18 protein-coding genes and 4 tRNA genes are annotated in these 18,793 nt (G+C 38.8%); 11 read left to right on the forward strand and 11 right to left on the reverse strand.

The genetic code is table 11. The features are described from left to right. Positions 1 to 34: 34 nt before the first annotated feature. On the reverse strand, positions 35 to 418 hold the full coding sequence (locus WBW42_RS04865) for a tetratricopeptide repeat protein (RefSeq protein WP_002116715.1): 384 nt from the start codon (positions 416 to 418) through the stop codon (positions 35 to 37). 340 nt (positions 419 to 758) lie between these two features. Next, positions 759 to 1,451: a YidX family protein gene (locus WBW42_RS04870; RefSeq protein ID WP_032057228.1), complete on the reverse strand. Its 693-nt coding sequence runs from the start codon at positions 1,449 to 1,451 to the stop codon at positions 759 to 761. Positions 1,452 to 1,598: 147 nt separating this feature from the next. On the opposite strand from WBW42_RS04870, the gene WBW42_RS04875 reads away from it, so the two are divergent. The 9 genes from WBW42_RS04875 (at position 1,599) to WBW42_RS04915 (ending at position 10,675) form a co-directional block, all read left to right on the forward strand. Further along, positions 1,599 to 1,997 (forward strand): cation efflux protein, CzcI-like, encoded by a 399-nt coding sequence (locus tag WBW42_RS04875; RefSeq protein ID WP_032057229.1) that lies wholly within the window; start codon positions 1,599 to 1,601, stop codon positions 1,995 to 1,997. A 56-nt stretch (positions 1,998 to 2,053) separates the two neighbouring features. Beyond that, positions 2,054 to 2,248 carry a hypothetical protein gene (locus WBW42_RS04880; RefSeq protein ID WP_005804517.1) on the forward strand — a complete coding sequence of 65 codons (195 nt, stop codon included), beginning with the start codon at positions 2,054 to 2,056 and terminating at the stop codon, positions 2,246 to 2,248. Further along, a complete protein-coding gene (locus WBW42_RS04885; protein WP_002116753.1) occupies positions 2,239 to 2,856 on the forward strand; it encodes a methyltransferase family protein in 618 nt (205 codons plus the stop codon). The genes WBW42_RS04880 and WBW42_RS04885 overlap by 10 nt, the downstream gene beginning before the upstream one ends. A gap of 144 nt (positions 2,857 to 3,000) precedes the next feature. Then, positions 3,001 to 3,174 carry a hypothetical protein gene (locus tag WBW42_RS04890; protein WP_191113142.1) on the forward strand — a complete coding sequence of 58 codons (174 nt, stop codon included), beginning with the start codon at positions 3,001 to 3,003 and terminating at the stop codon, positions 3,172 to 3,174. A gap of 196 nt (positions 3,175 to 3,370) precedes the next feature. After that, complete coding sequence (locus WBW42_RS04895) at positions 3,371 to 3,763, forward strand: cation efflux protein, CzcI-like (RefSeq protein ID WP_031944216.1); 393 nt, start codon at positions 3,371 to 3,373, stop codon at positions 3,761 to 3,763. A 57-nt stretch (positions 3,764 to 3,820) separates the two neighbouring features. Further along, positions 3,821 to 5,230, forward strand: a complete 1,410-nt coding sequence (locus WBW42_RS04900) for a TolC family protein (RefSeq protein ID WP_032057232.1) — start codon at positions 3,821 to 3,823, stop codon at positions 5,228 to 5,230. After that, entirely contained in the window at positions 5,230 to 6,438 is a 1,209-nt protein-coding gene (locus tag WBW42_RS04905; protein ID WP_032057233.1) for an efflux RND transporter periplasmic adaptor subunit, read from the forward strand. Before WBW42_RS04900 ends, WBW42_RS04905 begins: the two co-directional genes overlap by 1 nt. Then, a complete protein-coding gene (locus WBW42_RS04910; protein WP_017400513.1) occupies positions 6,428 to 9,586 on the forward strand; it encodes an efflux RND transporter permease subunit in 3,159 nt (1,052 codons plus the stop codon). The genes WBW42_RS04905 and WBW42_RS04910 overlap by 11 nt, the downstream gene beginning before the upstream one ends. Before the next feature lie 132 nt (positions 9,587 to 9,718). Then, positions 9,719 to 10,675, forward strand: a complete 957-nt coding sequence (locus WBW42_RS04915; protein ID WP_002116718.1) for a cation diffusion facilitator family transporter — start codon at positions 9,719 to 9,721, stop codon at positions 10,673 to 10,675. 19 nt (positions 10,676 to 10,694) lie between these two features. On the opposite strand, the gene WBW42_RS04920 is transcribed toward WBW42_RS04915, so the two are convergent. Then, positions 10,695 to 11,033 carry a hypothetical protein gene (locus tag WBW42_RS04920; RefSeq protein ID WP_002117013.1) on the reverse strand — a complete coding sequence of 113 codons (339 nt, stop codon included), beginning with the start codon at positions 11,031 to 11,033 and terminating at the stop codon, positions 10,695 to 10,697. A 273-nt stretch (positions 11,034 to 11,306) separates the two neighbouring features. Here WBW42_RS04920 and WBW42_RS04925 point away from each other — a divergent pair, with 273 nt between their 5' ends. Further along, positions 11,307 to 12,254 carry a hypothetical protein gene (locus tag WBW42_RS04925; protein WP_002116860.1) on the forward strand — a complete coding sequence of 316 codons (948 nt, stop codon included), beginning with the start codon at positions 11,307 to 11,309 and terminating at the stop codon, positions 12,252 to 12,254. A gap of 91 nt (positions 12,255 to 12,345) precedes the next feature. Here WBW42_RS04925 and WBW42_RS04930 read toward each other — a convergent pair. The 8 genes from WBW42_RS04930 to WBW42_RS04965 form a co-directional block, all read right to left on the reverse strand. Continuing rightward, positions 12,346 to 12,421 (reverse strand) — tRNA-Glu (locus WBW42_RS04930). Between the two features lie 29 nt (positions 12,422 to 12,450). Further along, a tRNA-Glu gene (locus WBW42_RS04935) sits at positions 12,451 to 12,526 on the reverse strand. A 121-nt stretch (positions 12,527 to 12,647) separates the two neighbouring features. Then, positions 12,648 to 13,547, reverse strand: coding sequence for a PGAP1-like alpha/beta domain-containing protein (locus WBW42_RS04940; RefSeq protein ID WP_080777191.1), 900 nt, complete (start codon positions 13,545 to 13,547; stop codon positions 12,648 to 12,650). A gap of 120 nt (positions 13,548 to 13,667) precedes the next feature. Further along, on the reverse strand, positions 13,668 to 15,089 hold the full coding sequence (locus WBW42_RS04945; protein ID WP_005067053.1) for an amino acid permease: 1,422 nt from the start codon (positions 15,087 to 15,089) through the stop codon (positions 13,668 to 13,670). A 128-nt stretch (positions 15,090 to 15,217) separates the two neighbouring features. Further along, positions 15,218 to 15,293, reverse strand: a tRNA-Glu gene (locus WBW42_RS04950). Positions 15,294 to 15,318: 25 nt separating this feature from the next. Next, a tRNA-Ala gene (locus tag WBW42_RS04955) sits at positions 15,319 to 15,394 on the reverse strand. 57 nt (positions 15,395 to 15,451) lie between these two features. Beyond that, complete coding sequence (gene gltX / locus WBW42_RS04960) at positions 15,452 to 16,960, reverse strand: glutamate--tRNA ligase (protein WP_032057236.1); 1,509 nt, start codon at positions 16,958 to 16,960, stop codon at positions 15,452 to 15,454. Positions 16,961 to 17,076: 116 nt separating this feature from the next. Then, on the reverse strand, positions 17,077 to 17,376 hold the full coding sequence (locus WBW42_RS04965) for a hypothetical protein (protein WP_002116889.1): 300 nt from the start codon (positions 17,374 to 17,376) through the stop codon (positions 17,077 to 17,079). Between the two features lie 400 nt (positions 17,377 to 17,776). On the opposite strand from WBW42_RS04965, the gene WBW42_RS04970 reads away from it, so the two are divergent. Further along, complete coding sequence (locus WBW42_RS04970) at positions 17,777 to 18,778, forward strand: sulfate ABC transporter substrate-binding protein (protein WP_032057238.1); 1,002 nt, start codon at positions 17,777 to 17,779, stop codon at positions 18,776 to 18,778. Positions 18,779 to 18,793 lie beyond the last annotated feature (15 nt).

Consider the following 18,793-nt stretch of genomic DNA (forward strand, 5'->3'; position numbering starts at 1 on the left):
TTTAAAAACCAGCCTAAGGGCTGGTTTTTTTATTTTAAGAAAAAGCGAGCTTGCTAAACGCTTCTTGTAAGCAGCGTTCAGCATCGGGATGTCCCTGACTTGCTGCTTTTTGTAGCCATTTTTCAGCTTCACGATAATTTTTATCTAATCCAAATTGACCATTTAGATAACCGATACCAAGTTTAAAAGAAGCATCAGAGCTACCACGTAAAGCTGCTCGTAGGTAGCACCACATAGCATTTCGGTCATTAGGAGTTACATCTAACCAATTTTGCATACGTTCATGGTCTTGCTCGGCTAGTTCCTCAAAGCGTAAACCCTGTTCAATTTCATCAACTGCTTGTGAATGCATATCAGAAGGTAAGTTTTCAAAAGCAAACAAGTGATTAAGCCTATACTTGATTGATTTCATATTCATGATAGTCTCCCTTGTTCCTCAATTTAATTGAATTGACTCACACTTTTAAGCTAGTCCCTTATATTGAAATATTATGTTTTTTTTTGTAAATGTGATATAGCGCATTTGGATGAAAAATAATGAAGTTTTGGCTTACATAAAAGTTACACGTGTTTTTACGCTAAGTGAAATTACTATGAGAATAGCTGCATTCTTAAGTGAAATTAGAGCTTTTAAAATTAAAAAATAACTATTATTTAGCGCAAAAGACTTTTAAGAAAATTTATAAATATCAAACAAAAGAAATTTCTTTAAACAAAACCAGCCTAAGGGCTAGTTTTTATTTTAAGAGTGAAAGATCTTATTTATTAAAGTCACCATGTAAATCTGACCAGATTAATGATGGAGCTACCGTAATCACGTCAAAGGTCATTGCTAGAGGATATAAAGCCATGCGTGTTACACGTTTAAACGGATGTTTCTTGGTTATTTCATCTTTTTGTTGTAGAGCGACTGGGTAGGGAGTTGGGAGCTGCTGTTGAATCTTTTGATTATCTGCTTTTTGATAAATCTTTCCTTTAAAGCGGATTATGGTAAAAGGGTAGAAAACTTGTTTTTGATTTTCCATCGCCATAAATTGATTTTTAAAACCTAATGTATTTAAAAGTTCTTTTTGTTTTTCATCTATTTGATAAGTGGGAATATTATAACGAATCGTTATTTCACCATGAAAATGAGTAGAATCATCCATCTCAAGTACAAGCGGTGATGGTGTCTTTAAGTTTCTCTGTTCTGCTGGAATACTTTTGATAATATTTAAAAGGTTTGAGCTACCGTCAGTCATTAAATAGTTGTAGTCTTTCCCCACAAATACAAAACCTTGTTCTTGGTCATTTTCAACTGTTTGACCTAAGGCAATGATTTGATCTTTTGCTAAAATGATCTTCTCGGTTTTTGTGGTTTCGTTAGGTAAAGCTTCTGAAAGTAATGTCGTGGCACAAGCACTCAAATTTAAACAGACGACAACGAGTAGGGTAGAAAATAGTTTATACATTGCAGGAACTCAAACAGGAAATTAATTTTTCTAAAGAAAAAACTTTTTTAAAACAGCGATAAATTAACCAAAAATCATTTTGTAATTTTATTACATTGGTATCGCTTGCTATAGTGACTTTGTGCAATTTACTGTCATGGTGTACCGTTGTCACGTTCTACAGTTTTTATGTCCGTCTTGTTTAGTTTGCTTATATTCCAAAGCTTATGGAATGTGGCAGCGGCATTTTGCGTGCATAAAAATCAGGAAAAGGCATTACAACATTTCGGTCATCATGCAGATTTAAATGTATATCAATCTTCAGACCATATGCAGACTGAACATGTTGGTATTGTAGAAAATTCTGATAATGCTCCATTAAGCTGGCAAGATCATCACGATCATTTACCTTCATGTTTTCATGTAGTGATGACTGAAAATGCACAACAAGCTCAAGAACCTTTTGTGCGTGTACATGAGCTTTCACAAATTTATTACTGGTCTAATTCTTATCAGTCTCCGTATCTTGGCTCTTTAAATCCCCCTCCTGTCTTAACCCTGCTATAGGTGGGGTAGCCGAAAAATAACCCACCAGAAATTTATTTATTTCAAAGGGTTATTTTATGCTTAATTATATGTGCAAACAAAGCGCAGCAATCTTCTATGTAGATTACTCGCTTAAACATTCACGTCTTTATGTTAATGACAAGGCGGGATATAAAGTTCTGACAAATTTTTCTGGAACACAAAAATATCATTTTAATGAATCTGTTATCTCATCTCTTATGATTCACAGTGATGGAGGTTTATGGAAATGAATATTTTATTTACCCCCCGTGTTAGAACTGTGAGCTCCCGAGTGATTGGGCTGATTTTAGCTATTATTCTTGCTTTAAGTTTTAGTAAATGGCATTTCCAGGCGGCATTTATAGAACATATTTTATGGTTCTTTGGATGGTTTTTTGTGGGCATAGGAGTAATGGGAAGAATATGGTGCAGTCTTTACATTTCCGGATTTAAGAATGCCAAGTTGGTGACAGACGGTCCCTATTCTTTATGTAGAAATCCACTCTATCTGTTTAGTTATCTGGGTGGAGTCGGGATCATGTTGATTACAGAGACGTTTATCTTCCCAATATTATTCACACTTTATTTTCTCTGTTACTACCATTTTGTTATACGCCAAGAAGAAGCATTCCTGAGTGAAAAATATGGAACTGCATATTCAGATTATATAAAGACAATTCCACGTTTTTTACCAAGTTTCAAAAATTTTAAAGAGCCTGAGTTCTATCAGGTTTCGCCGAAGCATTTCCGTATTTTTTTAACGCAGGTGGTGTGGTTTGTCTGGGTTGCAGCCTTAGTCCAACTTTTTGATGAGTTGCGACTACACGGTGTTCTCCCTTCATTGTTTAGTTGGTTCTAAAAATGAAATGAAAGTATATCCGCATGCTTCTTAGAGACTCAGAAGATTTGTCCTGAATTGATTAACTAAAGCATGCGAAAAATTAATTTTATTTCTGGGCTAAGTCCTTAAATAAATTCGGAATATTTAGATCTGGTGATTATTATGTCTATTAAACTAAATACAAAATCGGCTTTGATGGTTTTACTTCTTTCAACAAGTTTGGCTCATGCTGATGGAGGGTTAATATTCCTCGAAAAGAATATTAAGTCTCAGCAAGAAACAAAAGCTAAAGCTGAAGAAAGTAAGAACCCTCATTTAACTTGTAAGCGTAAATAATTTCTTTTGTAGGAAACTAATTACTTAATAATTAGTTTCCTATGAGTAAAGATAGAGATTCTTAATGATTTATTCTTATCTTTACTCAGGCGAGATTAGAATCGCTTCTATACTGCTACTTATAGATGTAATTTTATTACATGCCCACTGCCTGCTATAGTGGCTTTGTTCAACTTCTTAGTTTAATGGTGTGCTGTTGCCACGTTCTGCACTTTTCATGTCCGTCTTATTCTGTTTGCTTATATTCCAAAGTTTATGGAATGTGGCAGCGGCATTTTGCGCCCATGAAAATCAGGAAAAGGCATTACATCATTTTGGTCATCATGCAGCGTTGAGTTATGAAGCTTCACAGCATAGCCATACGGAAAAGACAGATATCGTAGGGACTCATAAAGCTCCCTTAAACTTGTCCGATCATCATGACCATTTGCCTTCATGTTTTCATGTTGTGATTGTAGAAGCACAAGAAAAACTTGTTTCACCGTTAATACAGTCATCTGAGCCAAAACAACAATATTATTGGTCCAATTCTTATAAGTCCCCTCATATCTCTAAACAAGACCCGCCTCCTGTTTTAGCCCTGCTATAGGTGGGGTAGCCGAAAATTAGCCCACCAGAAATATTATTTATTTCATAGGGTTAATTTATGTCTATTTTTTTATACGAAAAGCGTTTCGTTAGTCTGAGCACATCTTGGGTATTTAAATCATTAGTTGTTGCTGTTGCACTTTCAACTGGTGTCGTAACAAACGCAGCCAGTTCAAATCAGAACCTTGCTGAGAATACACAACCACAGCGTGTACAGAATGTTTTAACGTTTGAACAGGTGCTCGATCAGGTTAAGCAGTTTCAGACTCAAACAGGAATTTGGCAAACTCAACAAGATATCGCCGAGAGCAATATCAAACAGAGCCAGCTATGGGAAAATCCGACGGTTTCTGTACAGCAAACGGGTTTTAAATCTGGAAAAGATCAGGAATTAGAACTTGGGATCTCGCAAAAACTAGATATTTTTGGTGTACGTTCCGCAGCAAAAAAACTAGCAAGTGTTCAGCAAAATCAAGTTGAGTTAAATCAGGTTTTATATGAGGCTCAACTGAAGCTGGCGGTAAAATATTTATGGTCACAAGTATCTATTTTAGAGCTTGAACATGAAGTTGCTAAAGCCCAGTTAAGAACGAGTAAAAATCTTCTTGATGCTACCCGCTTACGCTTTCAGGCAGGCAGTATTGCTCAGGTTGATTTAGATCGAACTCTCATGACGCATGTTGAAAATCAGCGTTTATATCAGGAAGTTGAATTATCACTGAGTAGTGCTAAAAGAAAATTGGCTAACTTATGGGGTGAGACAGAAGATAACTTCACGTTACGTCCAGATATAAAAAGTGTGTGGCCTTTAAAAAATGAAGGTGATATCGATCAATATCTAAAACAGAATTTGTTAGAACAGTCCCTGCGGCTTCAAGCAATACAACAAAATTCTGAAATTAATTATTTAAAGGCAAAAAATCGGCCTACGCCTACTGTAAATATGGGCGTGGTTCGTAGTAAAACCGCAGAAACGAGCAGTACCGAAAATCAGATCCGAGTAGGTATAGCAGTTCCTTTAAACATTTTTAATCGCCAGCAATATGCACTAAAAGTTGCTCAAAGCAAACTTGATTTAATTGACCAGCAGCAGAGCTTTTATAAAAAGCAAAGCCAGAATTCCATCCGTACTCTACAGTACGAGTTAGCGGGTTTAAAGCAGCAATATAATTTAATGAATGAGCAGCAAATCCCTTTATCAGAGACGGTACAAGAGAAAATGTTGCTTGGCTTTAAGGTCGGTAAATTTGCAATTACTGATGTTCAGCAATCTACCCTTCAATTACAAGAACAACGTTTGAAGAAAGTTCAACTCCTTAAATCTGCTTGGCAAAAAGCAATTGAGGCAGAAAGTTTAGCTCTCGGGATCGATCCAAATATGGTGATGTCTGGAGATGCATTAAATCAAATTAATCAAAATTTATGGCAAGACACCTATCAGTTGCCGACAGTTGGAGGGGCAGAGTAATGTCAGTTAAAAAAATGAAAAACCAATGGCTTATTGCTCTTTTGTTGCTGATTGTCTGCCTTGCTTTAAGTGCTTGGTTATTTTTCTCTGGAAAAAAACAGCCTAATACTGATGAAGGTGAAGAAGCGCATGCAGAGGGTGAAGCTGGTCATGAGGAATCTGAAAAAGAGGAAGGAAGTTTAAACCTCACTTCTAAGCAACTGGTTGAATATGGAGTGAAATTAGAGCAAGTAGGACGTGGAGAAGTTGAACAGACCCTCTCTTATCCTGCCAAACTCGTTGTAAATACAGACCAGCAAGCACATGTCTCTTCAACGTTTTCTGCGCGTGTAGATAGCGTAAATGTTGCGTTGGGACAACAAGTTGAAAAGGGTCAAGCGCTTGCGACTTTATTTGTACCGGATTTGGTCGATCAACAAGCTAACTTAAGCATGGCACAAGAAGCACTGACATTAGCGCAGCAAGATTATCAACGTGAAAAACAATTGTGGGAACAAGGGGTTTCAGCACGTCAAGATTACCAGCGCGCTTACAATGCATATCGTCAGGCGCAGATTCAAGTGCAGGCTGCAAATAGCCGTTTATCTGCATTGGGAGCGAATCGCTCAAGTAAAGGCCGATATGTTTTAACTGCACCTTTAAGTGGTGTAATCAGTAATAAAGATATTGTCATTGGTGAGCAAATTGGTCCTGAAAAACAATTATTTGTTATTGATCGCCTGGATCAGTTATGGGTCGAGTTTGTGCTACCAAGTGCAAATACCAATATTCAGCCTAATCAGGAAATTGAATTTAAATCGTTGCAAACGAACAATATTTTTAAAGCGCAGGTGCAAAGCCTAACTTCAGAAGCAGATACTCAAACTGGTCGTTTACAGGTTCGTGCCAAGGTACTAACACCTTCAAAAGAATTACGCCCTAACTTAATGGTCAATGTGTTACTGAAACAAAATAATGCAGCGACTGTATTACGGGTTAACAAGACAGCGATACAACAGATTGATGGAAAGAATGTCGTCTTTATTGCAAAACAGGAGAAGGACAAAATTCATTTTGCCCCTGTTGCCGTTGAGTTAGGCAATTATTCTTCAGATGCACAATGGGTAGAAGTTAAATCAGGAATTACTGAAAAACAGCAATATGTGACTCAAGGTAGTTTCTTGCTTAAGTCCGAACTTGAAAAAGGGGAGGCTGAGCATGGACATTAATAAACCTGATTTGCCAGAGGCTGAAGGTTTGTTTGATCGGATCATTCAGTTTTCAATTAACAACGCCATTTGGGTCATGATGTTTGTTATTGCTTGGATTGGTGTCGGAATTTATAGCTACCAAAAACTTTCAATTGATGCCGTGCCTGATATCACCAATGTACAGGTGCAGATCAATAGTCAGGCCAATGGTTTTACAGCACCTGAAGTTGAGCAAAGAATTACTTATCCGATTGAAAATGCCATGTCTGGTATTCCCAATCTGGAACAGACTCGTTCAATTTCCAGATATGGTCTTTCTCAGGTCACGATTATCTTTAAAGATGGTACTGACATTTACTGGGCAAGACAGCTGATTAACCAACGTTTACAAGAAGCTAAGAGTGCTTTACCAGATAGCATTGATCCGCAAATGTCTCCAATTTCGACTGGACTCGGTGAGATTTATCAATGGGTGGTAAAAGCAGAGCCAAATGCTAAAAAAGCAGATGGTTCAGCTTATAGCGCGATGGACCTGCGTGAAATTCAAGACTGGATTATTCGGCCCCAGTTACAACGTGTACAAGGGGTAGCCGAGGTTAATAGCATTGGTGGATATAACAAAACCTATGTGGTCTCTCCAGATCTGACACGGTTACAACAGTTGCAAATTCCACTCACCGACTTACAGGATGCGCTTCAAAATAATAATGAAAACCGCGGTGCTGGATTTATTGAAGAGAATGGTCAGCAACTCACAGTTCGTGTTCCGGGTATGCTGACATCGATACAAGATATCCAGAATGTTACGGTCGCCACTAAAAACGGTTTACCTATACGGGTTGCGGATGTAGCGTCAGTATCGATTGGTCATGATTTGCGTACAGGTGGTGCTACCTATAATGGACAGGAAACTGTTTTAGGTATCGCCATGATGATGATGGGTGAAAACAGTAAAACTATTGCTAAGGCGATTGACGACAAAGTTCAGGAAATTCAAAGATCACTCCCTCAGGGCGTGGTGATTGAAACAGTCTATGATCGTAGTAGCCTCGTAGATAAAGCGATTAAAACAGTAGCTAAAAATTTGATTGAAGGGGCGATTTTAGTCATCGTTATCCTTTTTATTTTTTTAGGAAACTTTCGCGCCGCTTTAATCACTGCTTGTATTATCCCATTGGCAATGCTTTTTACCTTAACAGGTATGGCGGAACAAAAAATCAGTGCCAACCTGATGAGTTTGGGTGCTTTGGACTTCGGGATCATTGTTGATGGGGCCGTTGTTATTGTTGAAAACTGTATTCGGCGTTTAGCTGAAGCGCAGCATTTAAAAGGTCGCTTATTAACACGTTCCGAACGTTTCACTGAGGTCTTTCTAGCGGCTAAACAGGCACGCCGACCATTAATATTTGGTCAGATCATCATTATGGTCGTGTACCTACCAATTTTTGCTTTAGCAGGCGTTGAAGCAAAGATGTTTCATCCTATGGCAATGACCGTTGTCCTAGCATTATTAGGAGCAATTATTTTATCTGTGACCTTTGTGCCAGCAGCAGTAGCTCTGTTTGTTACGGGTGAAGTGAAGGAAAAAGAAAGCCGCTGGATGATGATGCTGAAAAAAGGTTATGCAGGCTTACTCGATAAAGCTTATGCTTTCCGATATGTTGTTGTAACAGCAGCAGTCAGCATCTTGATTCTTACTGGTGCAATTGCAACAAGAGTAGGTAGTGAGTTTGCGCCTCAACTCAGTGAGGGGGATTTTGCCTTGCAACTCATGCGTGCGCCAAGTACTGGTATAGAGGAATCACTTAGGATTCAAGAGACCGTAGAAAAGCAGTTACTCAAAGCTTTTCCTGAAATTAAGGCTATTTTTGCAAGAACAGGAACAGCCGAGGTTGCTACCGATGTCATGCCTCCTAATATTTCCGATGGTGTTGTTTTACTAAAGCCACATGATCAATGGCCTAATCAGAAGGAAACGGTAGATGAATTGCGTACCAGAATGCTGCAATTCGTGAATCAGATTCCTGGTAATAACAGTGAATTCTCGCAACCCATCGAACTACGTTTTAATGAACTCATTTCAGGTGTCCGTAGTGATATCGGGGTGAAAGTTTTTGGGGATGATATGCAAGTCCTCAATCAGGAAGCAGAAAAAATAGCCCAACAGCTACGTAGCATTCCAGGTGCTAGTGAAGTCAAAGTCGAACAGACCGATGGTTTGCCATTACTTAATGTAGATGTTAATCATGCACTAGCGGCTCAATATGGATTATCAGTCAAGTCTATTCAGGATATTGTCGCTGCGAGTATTGGAGGACAGAGTGTAGGGCAAATTTTACAGGGCGATAGACGTTTCGATTTCGTGATTCGCTTACAGGAAAACATGCGTACGCCTCAGCAGCTAGCACAATTACCGATTCGCTTACCAAACGGCGGTCTGATCCAGTTACAAGACGTTGCCAAGGTTGAGAATATTCTGGGCCTTGCTCAAGTGAGCCGTGAAAATGGCAAACGCCGAGTGATTGTGACGGCAAATGTGCGTGATCGTGACCTTGGGTCTTTTGTACAAGAGATGCAAAGCAAACTGGCGCAGCAAAAGCTACCTAGCGGTTATTGGTTGGGTTATGGAGGACAGTTTGAGAATCTTGCTTCTGCCACTGCAAGAATGCAAATCGTTGTACCGATGGCGCTCATCATGATCTTTGTATTGCTGATGGCGGTATTTAGTAATTTTAAAGACAGCTTACTTGTATTTAGCGGAGTTCCTTTCGCTTTATCTGGTGGATTAGTCGCTTTGTGGCTGAGAGATATTCCGCTTTCTATGTCTGCTGGAGTCGGGTTTATCGCTTTATCAGGTGTTGCGGTATTGAATGGTTTGGTCATGCTCACATTCATTAAAGAGCTAAGAGCAACCCTAGATGTTCATGCAGCTACTTGGAAAGGTGCTGTACTGCGACTACGCCCTGTATTAATGACGGCATTTGTTGCTTCACTTGGTTTTATTCCAATGGCTTTGGCAACTGGAACTGGTGCAGAGGTACAACGACCTTTGGCAACGGTAGTAATCGGTGGCATTATTTCATCTACGATACTAACGCTGGTTTTATTGCCAGTCATTTATCGATGGATGAATGAAAGCAAGACGAATAAAGTTGAGCATTCATAATGTCATCGATTTGAGATATCTTTTTTGATGAAAAAGTTTGAGTCAGAAAAGTATTTGAAACAGGTAAAGGTAAGCATGAATTCATGGTTACTTTTACCTCACCATAAAGATAAATAATAAGGAGTCCGCAAAATGGGTGGACAACATGGTCATGACCATAGTCATGCTGTAGTGACTGAAGGTAATGCCAAGAAATTAACGATTGCCTTGGCGCTTACTACGACATTTTTAATTGTTGAGGTTATTGCAGGTTTAATCACACAAAGTCTGGCGTTGCTCTCTGACGCTGCGCATATGTTTACAGATGCAGCTGCTTTGGCAATTGCTCTGGTCGCAATTCAGATTTCAAAACGTCCCGCTGATAATAAGCGTACTTTTGGTTATCAACGCTTTGAAATTCTGGCCGCTTTATTTAATGCACTCATGCTGTTCGTGGTGGCAATTTATATTTTATATGAAGCCTATATCCGTTTCTCTAAGCCACCCGAAATTCAAAGTGTGGGTATGCTGGTTGTAGCGACTATTGGTTTAGTAATTAACCTCATTTCAATGAAACTTTTAATGTCGAGTGCCAATAACAGCCTAAATGTGAAAGGTGCTTATCTAGAAGTATTGAGTGATGCACTAGGCTCGGTAGGCGTTATTATTGGTGCAATTATTATTTACTTCACTAATTGGTACTGGATTGACACGCTTATTGCAGTACTGATTGGATTTTGGGTGTTGCCAAGAACATGGGTTTTACTTAAGCAAAGTATTAACATTTTGCTCGAAGGTGTACCCGAAGAGGTCGATATTGAGAAGCTACGTGCAGATTTACTTTCTTTAAATGGTGTTGAGAGTATTCACCAACTCAAAGTGTGGGCGATTACTTCTAAAAATATCCATTTAACCGTGCACTTATTTGCGCCTGAAGCTGATCGTACCAAGTTGTATCAAGATGCTGTTGAAATGCTTTCTCATGAACATGGTATTGGTGAAGTGACATTGCAAATTGAGGACGATGCCGAGATTAATTGTCAGCACATTGCTCAGCATGCTTCGCATAAACATGATGAAGCAGATAATGCACATTCACATCAGCATTAAGCTGATGTGAACAGTTTTTTTAAATTTCCCATTCGTTATTGCAGTCACGGCATTTCCAGTGTTTTTGTGACTGCATAAATGCTTGCATAGACAATTTAAAATCAGGCAAATCACGCCAGAACATAAAACCAGCCCCTACAGTAACCACAAATGCAACTACTGTTGCGATTTGAAGAGAACTACCTGCACCATTGCCAAAAATCCACATAAAGATGCTAATGACTACTAACAGTAAAAGCACAAAAATTGCAGGAATCAAGATAACCAGACTTTTAGGAACGACAGGTTTTGCGCTGTTCACGCCTTGGCTCACAGGCATAATTTTAACACTTTGACATTTAGGGCAACGATATTGCATGAGAACTCCACATTTAGTTTGAATCTATTCTAACGGAAATGTGCAGAAAGAAAAAAATTTGTAAGATATCGATGAAATGCGTTGAGTTAGCAGAAAAATTACTTATGAATAAACAAAGAAATATAAAAAACAGATGATTTATCCGTACACATAAAAATTAAAATAATATTGTAGAGCATGCTAATCTACAGAAAAATGAAGTGTGATTAGCACAATAAATGAGCTTAAATACTCGAATAGGATGTGGGATAAATATAAAAAGGAGAGAGGGACTTGGGTCAACAAGATGACAATAAGTCGCAGCCTACAACGACAGCATCGGTTTTAGCTACCCCAGATACCGCTAAACCGTCATTATCTCGTCGATTACTGCATAAGACATTGCAACATGCCCAAGATGCAGTTGGGTTTGCTAGCGACACGACACGTAATATTGCAGAGGTTGCTGATGCTGCTTTGGACGCACTCGATCAAGTAACTACTCATACACGACGTGGAGTTGTCGGAATGACAAATCTGGCAGCAGGTACTGTAAGAGATATGGTGTCTGAAACCAGTGAAACAGCACGCCAAGTCGCGTTGATTATGGCGCGAACTTTTTTGGGCAAAAGTACCTTAACGTTGTACTTACCCGAAATGTTATTAAATAATCAAATTCGTAAGCGCATTGATCGCTCCGAAATTGATGATATTAAAATTAAATGCGGCAATGACAGTTTCCAAGTCGAGATCGATGGGCATTATCATCGCTTCATGTATCGTTTGAGTTTAGATTTTAAAGTATTGGAATGTCGTATTGGGCAGGAAAAATTCTTACGTTTGCGACAAATGGATGAAAGTCTTGATGTTCAGATTCGACATGGCGGCACCTTGTCAAATTGGGCTGTGCGCCGTATTGGTCGAGTTGGTTTCGAAGTCGTAAATATGTTGCCTATTCCATCACTCATTAATCACTTGATTGGCGATATTCCCGGAATCCAACGCGATGGGCATCGCATGTGGTTTATTGACCTAGAGCAAGCAGGATTTATTGACTTTATTAACAACCGTTCATGGATGGTTGAAAAGCTTTTAAGTTTGACTGATTTTAGTATTTTACCGGGCTTGAATATTTTGAGAGAAAGTCGTGAGCTTGTGCAGCAGCTCGTAGATCAGTTTGAAATTAGAGGACTACGAGTGCAGTCAGGTCGCCTTGAAGTACAAGTGGGAATTGCGGGTTGAGAGAGCATATGAAAAGCTAATCATTGATTAGCTTTTCATTTTTTTAGGCAAGAAAAAAGCCACTGACGTTATGCAGTGGCTTTTTAGAATTTGGCGTCCCTACGGGGATTCGAACCCCGGTTACCGCCGTGAAAGGGCGATGTCCTAGGCCTCTAGACGATAGGGACTTATATGAGGCATACATCTGAAAAAATATTGGCGTCCCTACGGGGATTCGAACCCCGGTTACCGCCGTGAAAGGGCGATGTCCTAGGCCTCTAGACGATAGGGACGTTTCAGAGGTGGGCGTATATTAGGTCGATTTAATAAAAGTGTCAAATAGTTTTCTGAAGAAATATTAAAAAAAACAGTCAAGCGATTAAAAATAACTCAAATTGTAGAAAATATATACATTTAGCCCTCATTTTTCTGAAAAGGTTCAATAATTGCCTTTATAACCGACGGATGTTGTAAATATCCTAAAATCTCATGCGGCTGGTTGGCGAAAGTATAAATTTTCTGATTAATAATGGCAGGTTCAAAATTAAATGGGGCTTCACACAATGGAAATGCAGTCAAAAAATCATCCTGAGAGTAAAAATTAAACCAATCACCGTAAATACATGGCGGTCTAGAAATTGGACTCGGGAGCTTACTTTGAATCACGCGAAAAGATAAAGGGGAAGCTAGGGTGATAAAACGCTTAACTGAGAATTGATAAGATGGATCTGATAATAATTGGAAAGCGATAACTGAACCAAGAGAGTGTCCGACCACAATATAATCTTCGTCTTCTCGCATTTTCTTTAAAATTCTTTGATGTACTTCCTCCATAAACTCTGGGTTAGATAGATACATATAGGTTTCGATGAGGAATTGTTGAATCAAACTTTCATGCAGTTTAGGAAAGTTATTTAATAAAACAACTAGTTCTTTCAGTACACGATCTTTAACTAATTGAGAAGTGAGATAAAGCCGTTCTGAGAAGCTTTTATCAGTTTGATCGGTTGAGGGACGTAACAACGGAACAAATGGAGTGTGCTCTCTAGTAGGAGGATTACTTGGGTGTACGTTAATAGGGAAATAATTATTAAAAAATGACTTAGGTAACAACGTGTTAAGGTCTAATTGGTTACTTAATTGGTATTTGGTCATTAAGTCGCCATAAAATGGCATGTGGATATGAAGATCGCGGACATTAACTTTGCAAGGCATTTGTTTTAGGCCGAGCTTGAATACTTTTAACCAATGCTCTTTCAAGCGATGTGCTGTGTAGTTTTGTTGATTCATCCCGTGGATAAATATAATTTTCATTCTATACAAGATTTTGTTTTTAATATAAATTTTAATCTACAACGGTATGTTATTTAAAACCAGTATATAGGCAAAAAAAAGTGTAGCTTTTTGCTACACTTTAATTGAATAACGACGGGTTTAGTCTTTATTGCGATAAAAAATAAAATAACTGACATAACATAAAGCTGTAAAAATAAGACAGCCTACAAAACCAGCGCGCATTTCAGGGTCTGCTGCCATACTCAAGCAAGTAATGAAACAGAAAACAAAACCTAAAATTGGCACAATAGGGAATAAAGGCGCAGCATATTGTAAGTCTTTAACTGTATGACCTGATCTATACCATTGGCGGCGGAAGTTGAACTGACTTAAACAAATGCTCATCCATACAATGACCATGGTAAAAGCAGCTACACCCAGCAGATTCTTAAAAATAGTCTCAGGTGCAAATTGCTCTGATAATAAACCTGGAATTGCGCCGAACATAGTTACAACTAGGGCTACGATTGGTGTTCCACTTTTTGATAAAGTCGCAAACACACTAGGTAGTAATTTTTGTTCTGATAGAGACCACATCATACGTGAAGCTGCATATAGGCCAGAGTTGGCTGCTGAAAGCAGAGCTGTGATGATTACAAACCTAATAATGTCATCCGCATATGGAATGCCAATATAATTAAATACCGTCACAAAAGGACTGCTACTTACACCGTCACCGCCTAAACCTGCAAGTTGGAAAGGAAGTAAGGCGCTAATGACAATGATGGTACCCACAAAGAAAATAAGGAGGCGCCAGATCGCGGCATTAATCGCTTTTGGTACATTTTGAGCCGGATCTTTTGTTTCGCCAGCTGCTACACCAATTAATTCGGTTCCTGAGAATGCAAAGTTAACAATTAACATGGTCGTAAAAATAGGAATTAAACCATGAGGGAACCAGCCTTGAGCCGTAAGATTGCTAAATAGTGGAGCAGTTTGGGCACCATGGAATGGAATTAAACCAAAAATTGCTAATAGGCCGAGCACAATAAAGGCAATGACAGTAACGACTTTAACAAGAGCCAGCCAAAACTCAGATTCAGCAAAAATACGCGTTGAACTAATATTTAAGCCAAAGATAGTAACTGCAAAAATAATTGTCCAAATCCACATAGAAATCTGTGGAAACCATTCTTGCATGAGTAGGGCTGCGGCAGTGAATTCGGTTCCAAGCGTTGCAGTCCAGGTGAGCCAGTACATCCAAGAAATCATATAGCCAGTACTTGGACTGATATATTTTTTGGCATAGGCACCAAAAGAACCTGAAACAGGCATGTGTACAGCGAGTTCTCCTAGGCAGAGCATGACCATGTAAGCGATCGCGCCACCAAGAATATAGGCAATAATTGCGCCAATAGCTCCAGTTTGTGAAATGACTTCCCCTGAACCTAAAAATAGACCAGTTCCGATCGCTCCGCCCAGTGATAACATCACAAGATGGCGAGTGCTCATGGCTCTTTTTAAAGGTGCAGTACTGTTCTGATGCTGATGAGCATCTAGTTGATTGTCAGATGGCTGCATATTACACATTGAGAGAATTAAGAAAGACGCTATTTTAGATAAAATAGACAAATGTGCAATCTAGAAAGAGATAAAGAATAAACAGTAAGGTGACGATAGAGTCTTTTTATAATTTTTAAAGCAGAATATGGCGTCCCTACGGGGATTCGAACCCCGGTTACCGCCGTGAAAGGGCGATGTCCTAGGCCTCTAGACGATAGGGACTTGATGAGGCAAACACAAAGGAGCGTGGTGGAGTCAAGCGGGATCGAACCGCTGACCTCTACAATGCCATTGTAGCGCTCTACCAACTGAGCTATGACCCCAGTTTGTGTGAGCGCAATCTTAGGGTGAATGCGCTCACACGTCAACAAAAAAATGAATTAAACTTCGCTAGTTGCGTCATTTTTCGGCAATTTTAAGCTCTCATTGAGTTTTTCCCAATTTTTAACTTCTTTCTTGCTCGGTCCGCCCACAATTTCTAAGGCATGACGTAAGCGAGCGAAAGTTAAATCAGGTCCAAGCGTAACCATTGATTGCATCACTGGTGTTGAACTCGTTGAACCGGCAATTGCAATAAAGAACGCTGGCATGAAATCACGTAATTTGATGCCCATCTGATTCGCAAGATCCATTAGGGTTTGGCTAACGGTGTCATTATTCCAAGTAAACTGACCTTCAAGACGCCAAATTGCAAATTGTAAACTTTGACGAACTTGCTCTTGAGTCAATTTTTTACTTTCAAACATTTCAGCAGTAATTTGTGGCATATGGTTAAAATAGAAACCAGCCCAATTCACAGCTTCTGAAAGTAAATTAATACGTGGTTGAATAGCGGCAGCAATGTCTTCTAAAGTGTTGCGATCACTCTTCCATGTTAATAAACGGTCTAATAATTGACCTGGAGTTAACCCTTTGATCCACTGACCGTTAAGCCAGTTCAATTTTTCAACGTCAAAAATTGGTCCGCCTAGTGATACACGTTGAACTTCAAAGTTATCCATCATGTCTTGTAATGTGAAAACTTCTCTTTCATCTGGCATTGACCAACCCATACGGCCTAAATAGTTGAGTAAGGCTTCTGGTAATACACCGATATCGCGGTAGTAGTTAATTGATGTCGGATTTTTACGTTTAGATAGTTTTGATTTATCTGGGTTACGTAACAGTGGCATGTGGCAAAGAGTTGGCATTTCCCAACCAAAATATTGGTAAAGCAACTGATGCTTTGGTGCAGAAGGAAGCCATTCTTCACCACGCAATACATGAGTGATTTCCATTAAATGGTCATCAACAACGTTAGCTAAATGGTAAGTTGGTAAACCATCTGTTTTAAGAAGGACTTGCATATCGACTTGAGCCCAAGGAATTTCAACTTCTCCACGTAGCAAGTCGTTAAATTTACAAACACCTTCTTCAGGCACTTTCATACGAATGACATGAGGTTCACCCGCTTCAAGACGTCGAGTCACTTCTTCTTGAGAAAGTTTTAAACCGCGGCCGTCATATTTTGGTGTCTCGCCACGTGCTTGTTGTTCAGCACGCATTTGGTCAAGTTCTTCTGCGGTTGCGAAACAGTAAAAAGCATGACCTTTTTCAACAAGTTCTAATGCGTATTGCTTATAAATTCCCATACGTTCAGATTGGCGATATGGTGCATGTGGGCCACCTACATCTGGACCTTCAGACCAATTCAAACCTAACCAACGTAATGAATCCAAAATCATTTTTTCAGACTCTGGTGTAGAACGAAGTTGGTCTGTATCTTCAATCCTTAAAATAAATTCTCCGCCATGTTGTTTCGCAAAACACATGTTAAATAAAGCAATATAGGCTGTGCCAACATGAGGAAAACCGGTAGGGGAAGGTGCAATACGAGTACGAACTTTCATAGATAAAGGGTCAAAATAAAAATTGAAACTATTATAACGAAAAAGCCCAGTATTCTGACGTTTTATTTAACGTCAGGCTGGGCTAAAACTGAAACGAAGAGGGGGTGTTTCAGATTTTAAGAAGCATGGGGCTGAAAGATTGCCTGAACAAAACGTGAAAAACGTTCGTGTTGTGCAGCAAGAAAATTTTGAGTTGGTGTAACGCGAATCGTATTTAGAACTTTAAGCTCATCATTTGTAGAAGGTAACACAATAGGGTTACGTTTCTGCTGATCTAAAGCTTTTTCAATAAGCGAAGTCTGCTTCTCTGAACCAGTTTTGCTTGGAGTATCTTTAAGTACTGCTGCTGCAGAAAACTGTGATGCCAAACTCAGCACCAAACTTAAGCTTAAAGCTTTTCCATAATGAATTTTCATTGTTAATCATCCCCTCTGTTTCATTACATTTCATCTATTTTTTGAGTTTAACAAAATGTAAAATTACGGTAATGCTACGATTTAAACATAAATATTAATAAAAAAGTGGAACTGTGTCACACTTTTTACAAAATTTACCTATATTTTAAACTGGTCGACTCAAATGTAGACCCTATGTATCCTTTACGCTTCATTATTTAACAAATTAATGTGTAGATAAAGTGAAGGTCTAAAATAAGTTGTAAGAATAATTACAAAATTTTTCAAAAATGAAATAACTTAGACATTCTAAGCTATATATCTAAAAAAGATTAATAAAAAAGATATAAATATAAGTAATTGATTGTAAAAAATAAAATTAAAAATATAGTTAAACTAAAACGAATGATGGATTTTGTAAATGAAAAAAATATCAATAATAGCTGTCGCTTTATATGTGGGAATAGCAACAACAGCGGCTCAAGCAGCGACCTCTTTTTTAAATGTTTCTTATGATCCGACTCGAGAGTTCTATCAAGAATATAACCAAGCATTTGGTAAATTTTGGAAACAGCGAACAGGGCAAGACGTTGAATTCAAACAGTCACATGGTGGATCTGGCAAACAAGCCCGCGCGGTAGCCACAGGACTTGAAGCTGATGTAGTAACGTTAGCATTAGCGAATGATATTGATGAGATTGTGAAAGCTGGGTTTATTCAGCCGAACTGGCAAAAAGAATTCCCAAATAATTCTGCCCCGTATACTTCGACTGTCGTGTTTCTAGTACGAAAAGGTAACCCAAAAAATATACGCGACTGGAATGATTTAACAAAACCAGGTGTGGAAATTATCACTCCTAACCCTAAAACAGGTGGCGCACCGCGTTGGATTTATCTTTCTGCATGGGGATATGCATTAAAACAGCCAGGTGGAAATGACACTAAGGCTCGAGAGCTAGTTAAAAAACTTTATCACAATGTGAAAGTTCTAGATTCGGGAGCCCGTGGTTCACTTACGACATTTGCCGAACGTGGCATTGGTGATGTTTTGTTGTCTTGGGAAAATGAAGCTTTGTTGGCGACGAAAGGACCTGATAAGGATAAATATCAAATTGTTTATCCATCAATTTCAATTTTGGCTGAACCATCCGTAGCGATTGTAGATAAAACCGTAGATAAAGATGGAAACCGAACCTTGGCAAAAGGTTATCTGAACTTTTTATATTCACCTTTAGGCCAAGAATTGGCTGCTAAACATTATTTCCGACCGCGTAATGCTCAAGTGGCTGCGAAATATGCAGTGCAATTCCCAAAAATTAAATTATTTACCATTAATGATGTGTTCGGTGGTTGGGCTAAAGCTCAGAAAACTCATTTTGCAAACGGTGCTATTTTTGATCAAATTTATGATGGCAAGCAGTAAATAAAATGATCTAAA

This window comes from Acinetobacter sp. LT1 (assembly GCF_059800965.1).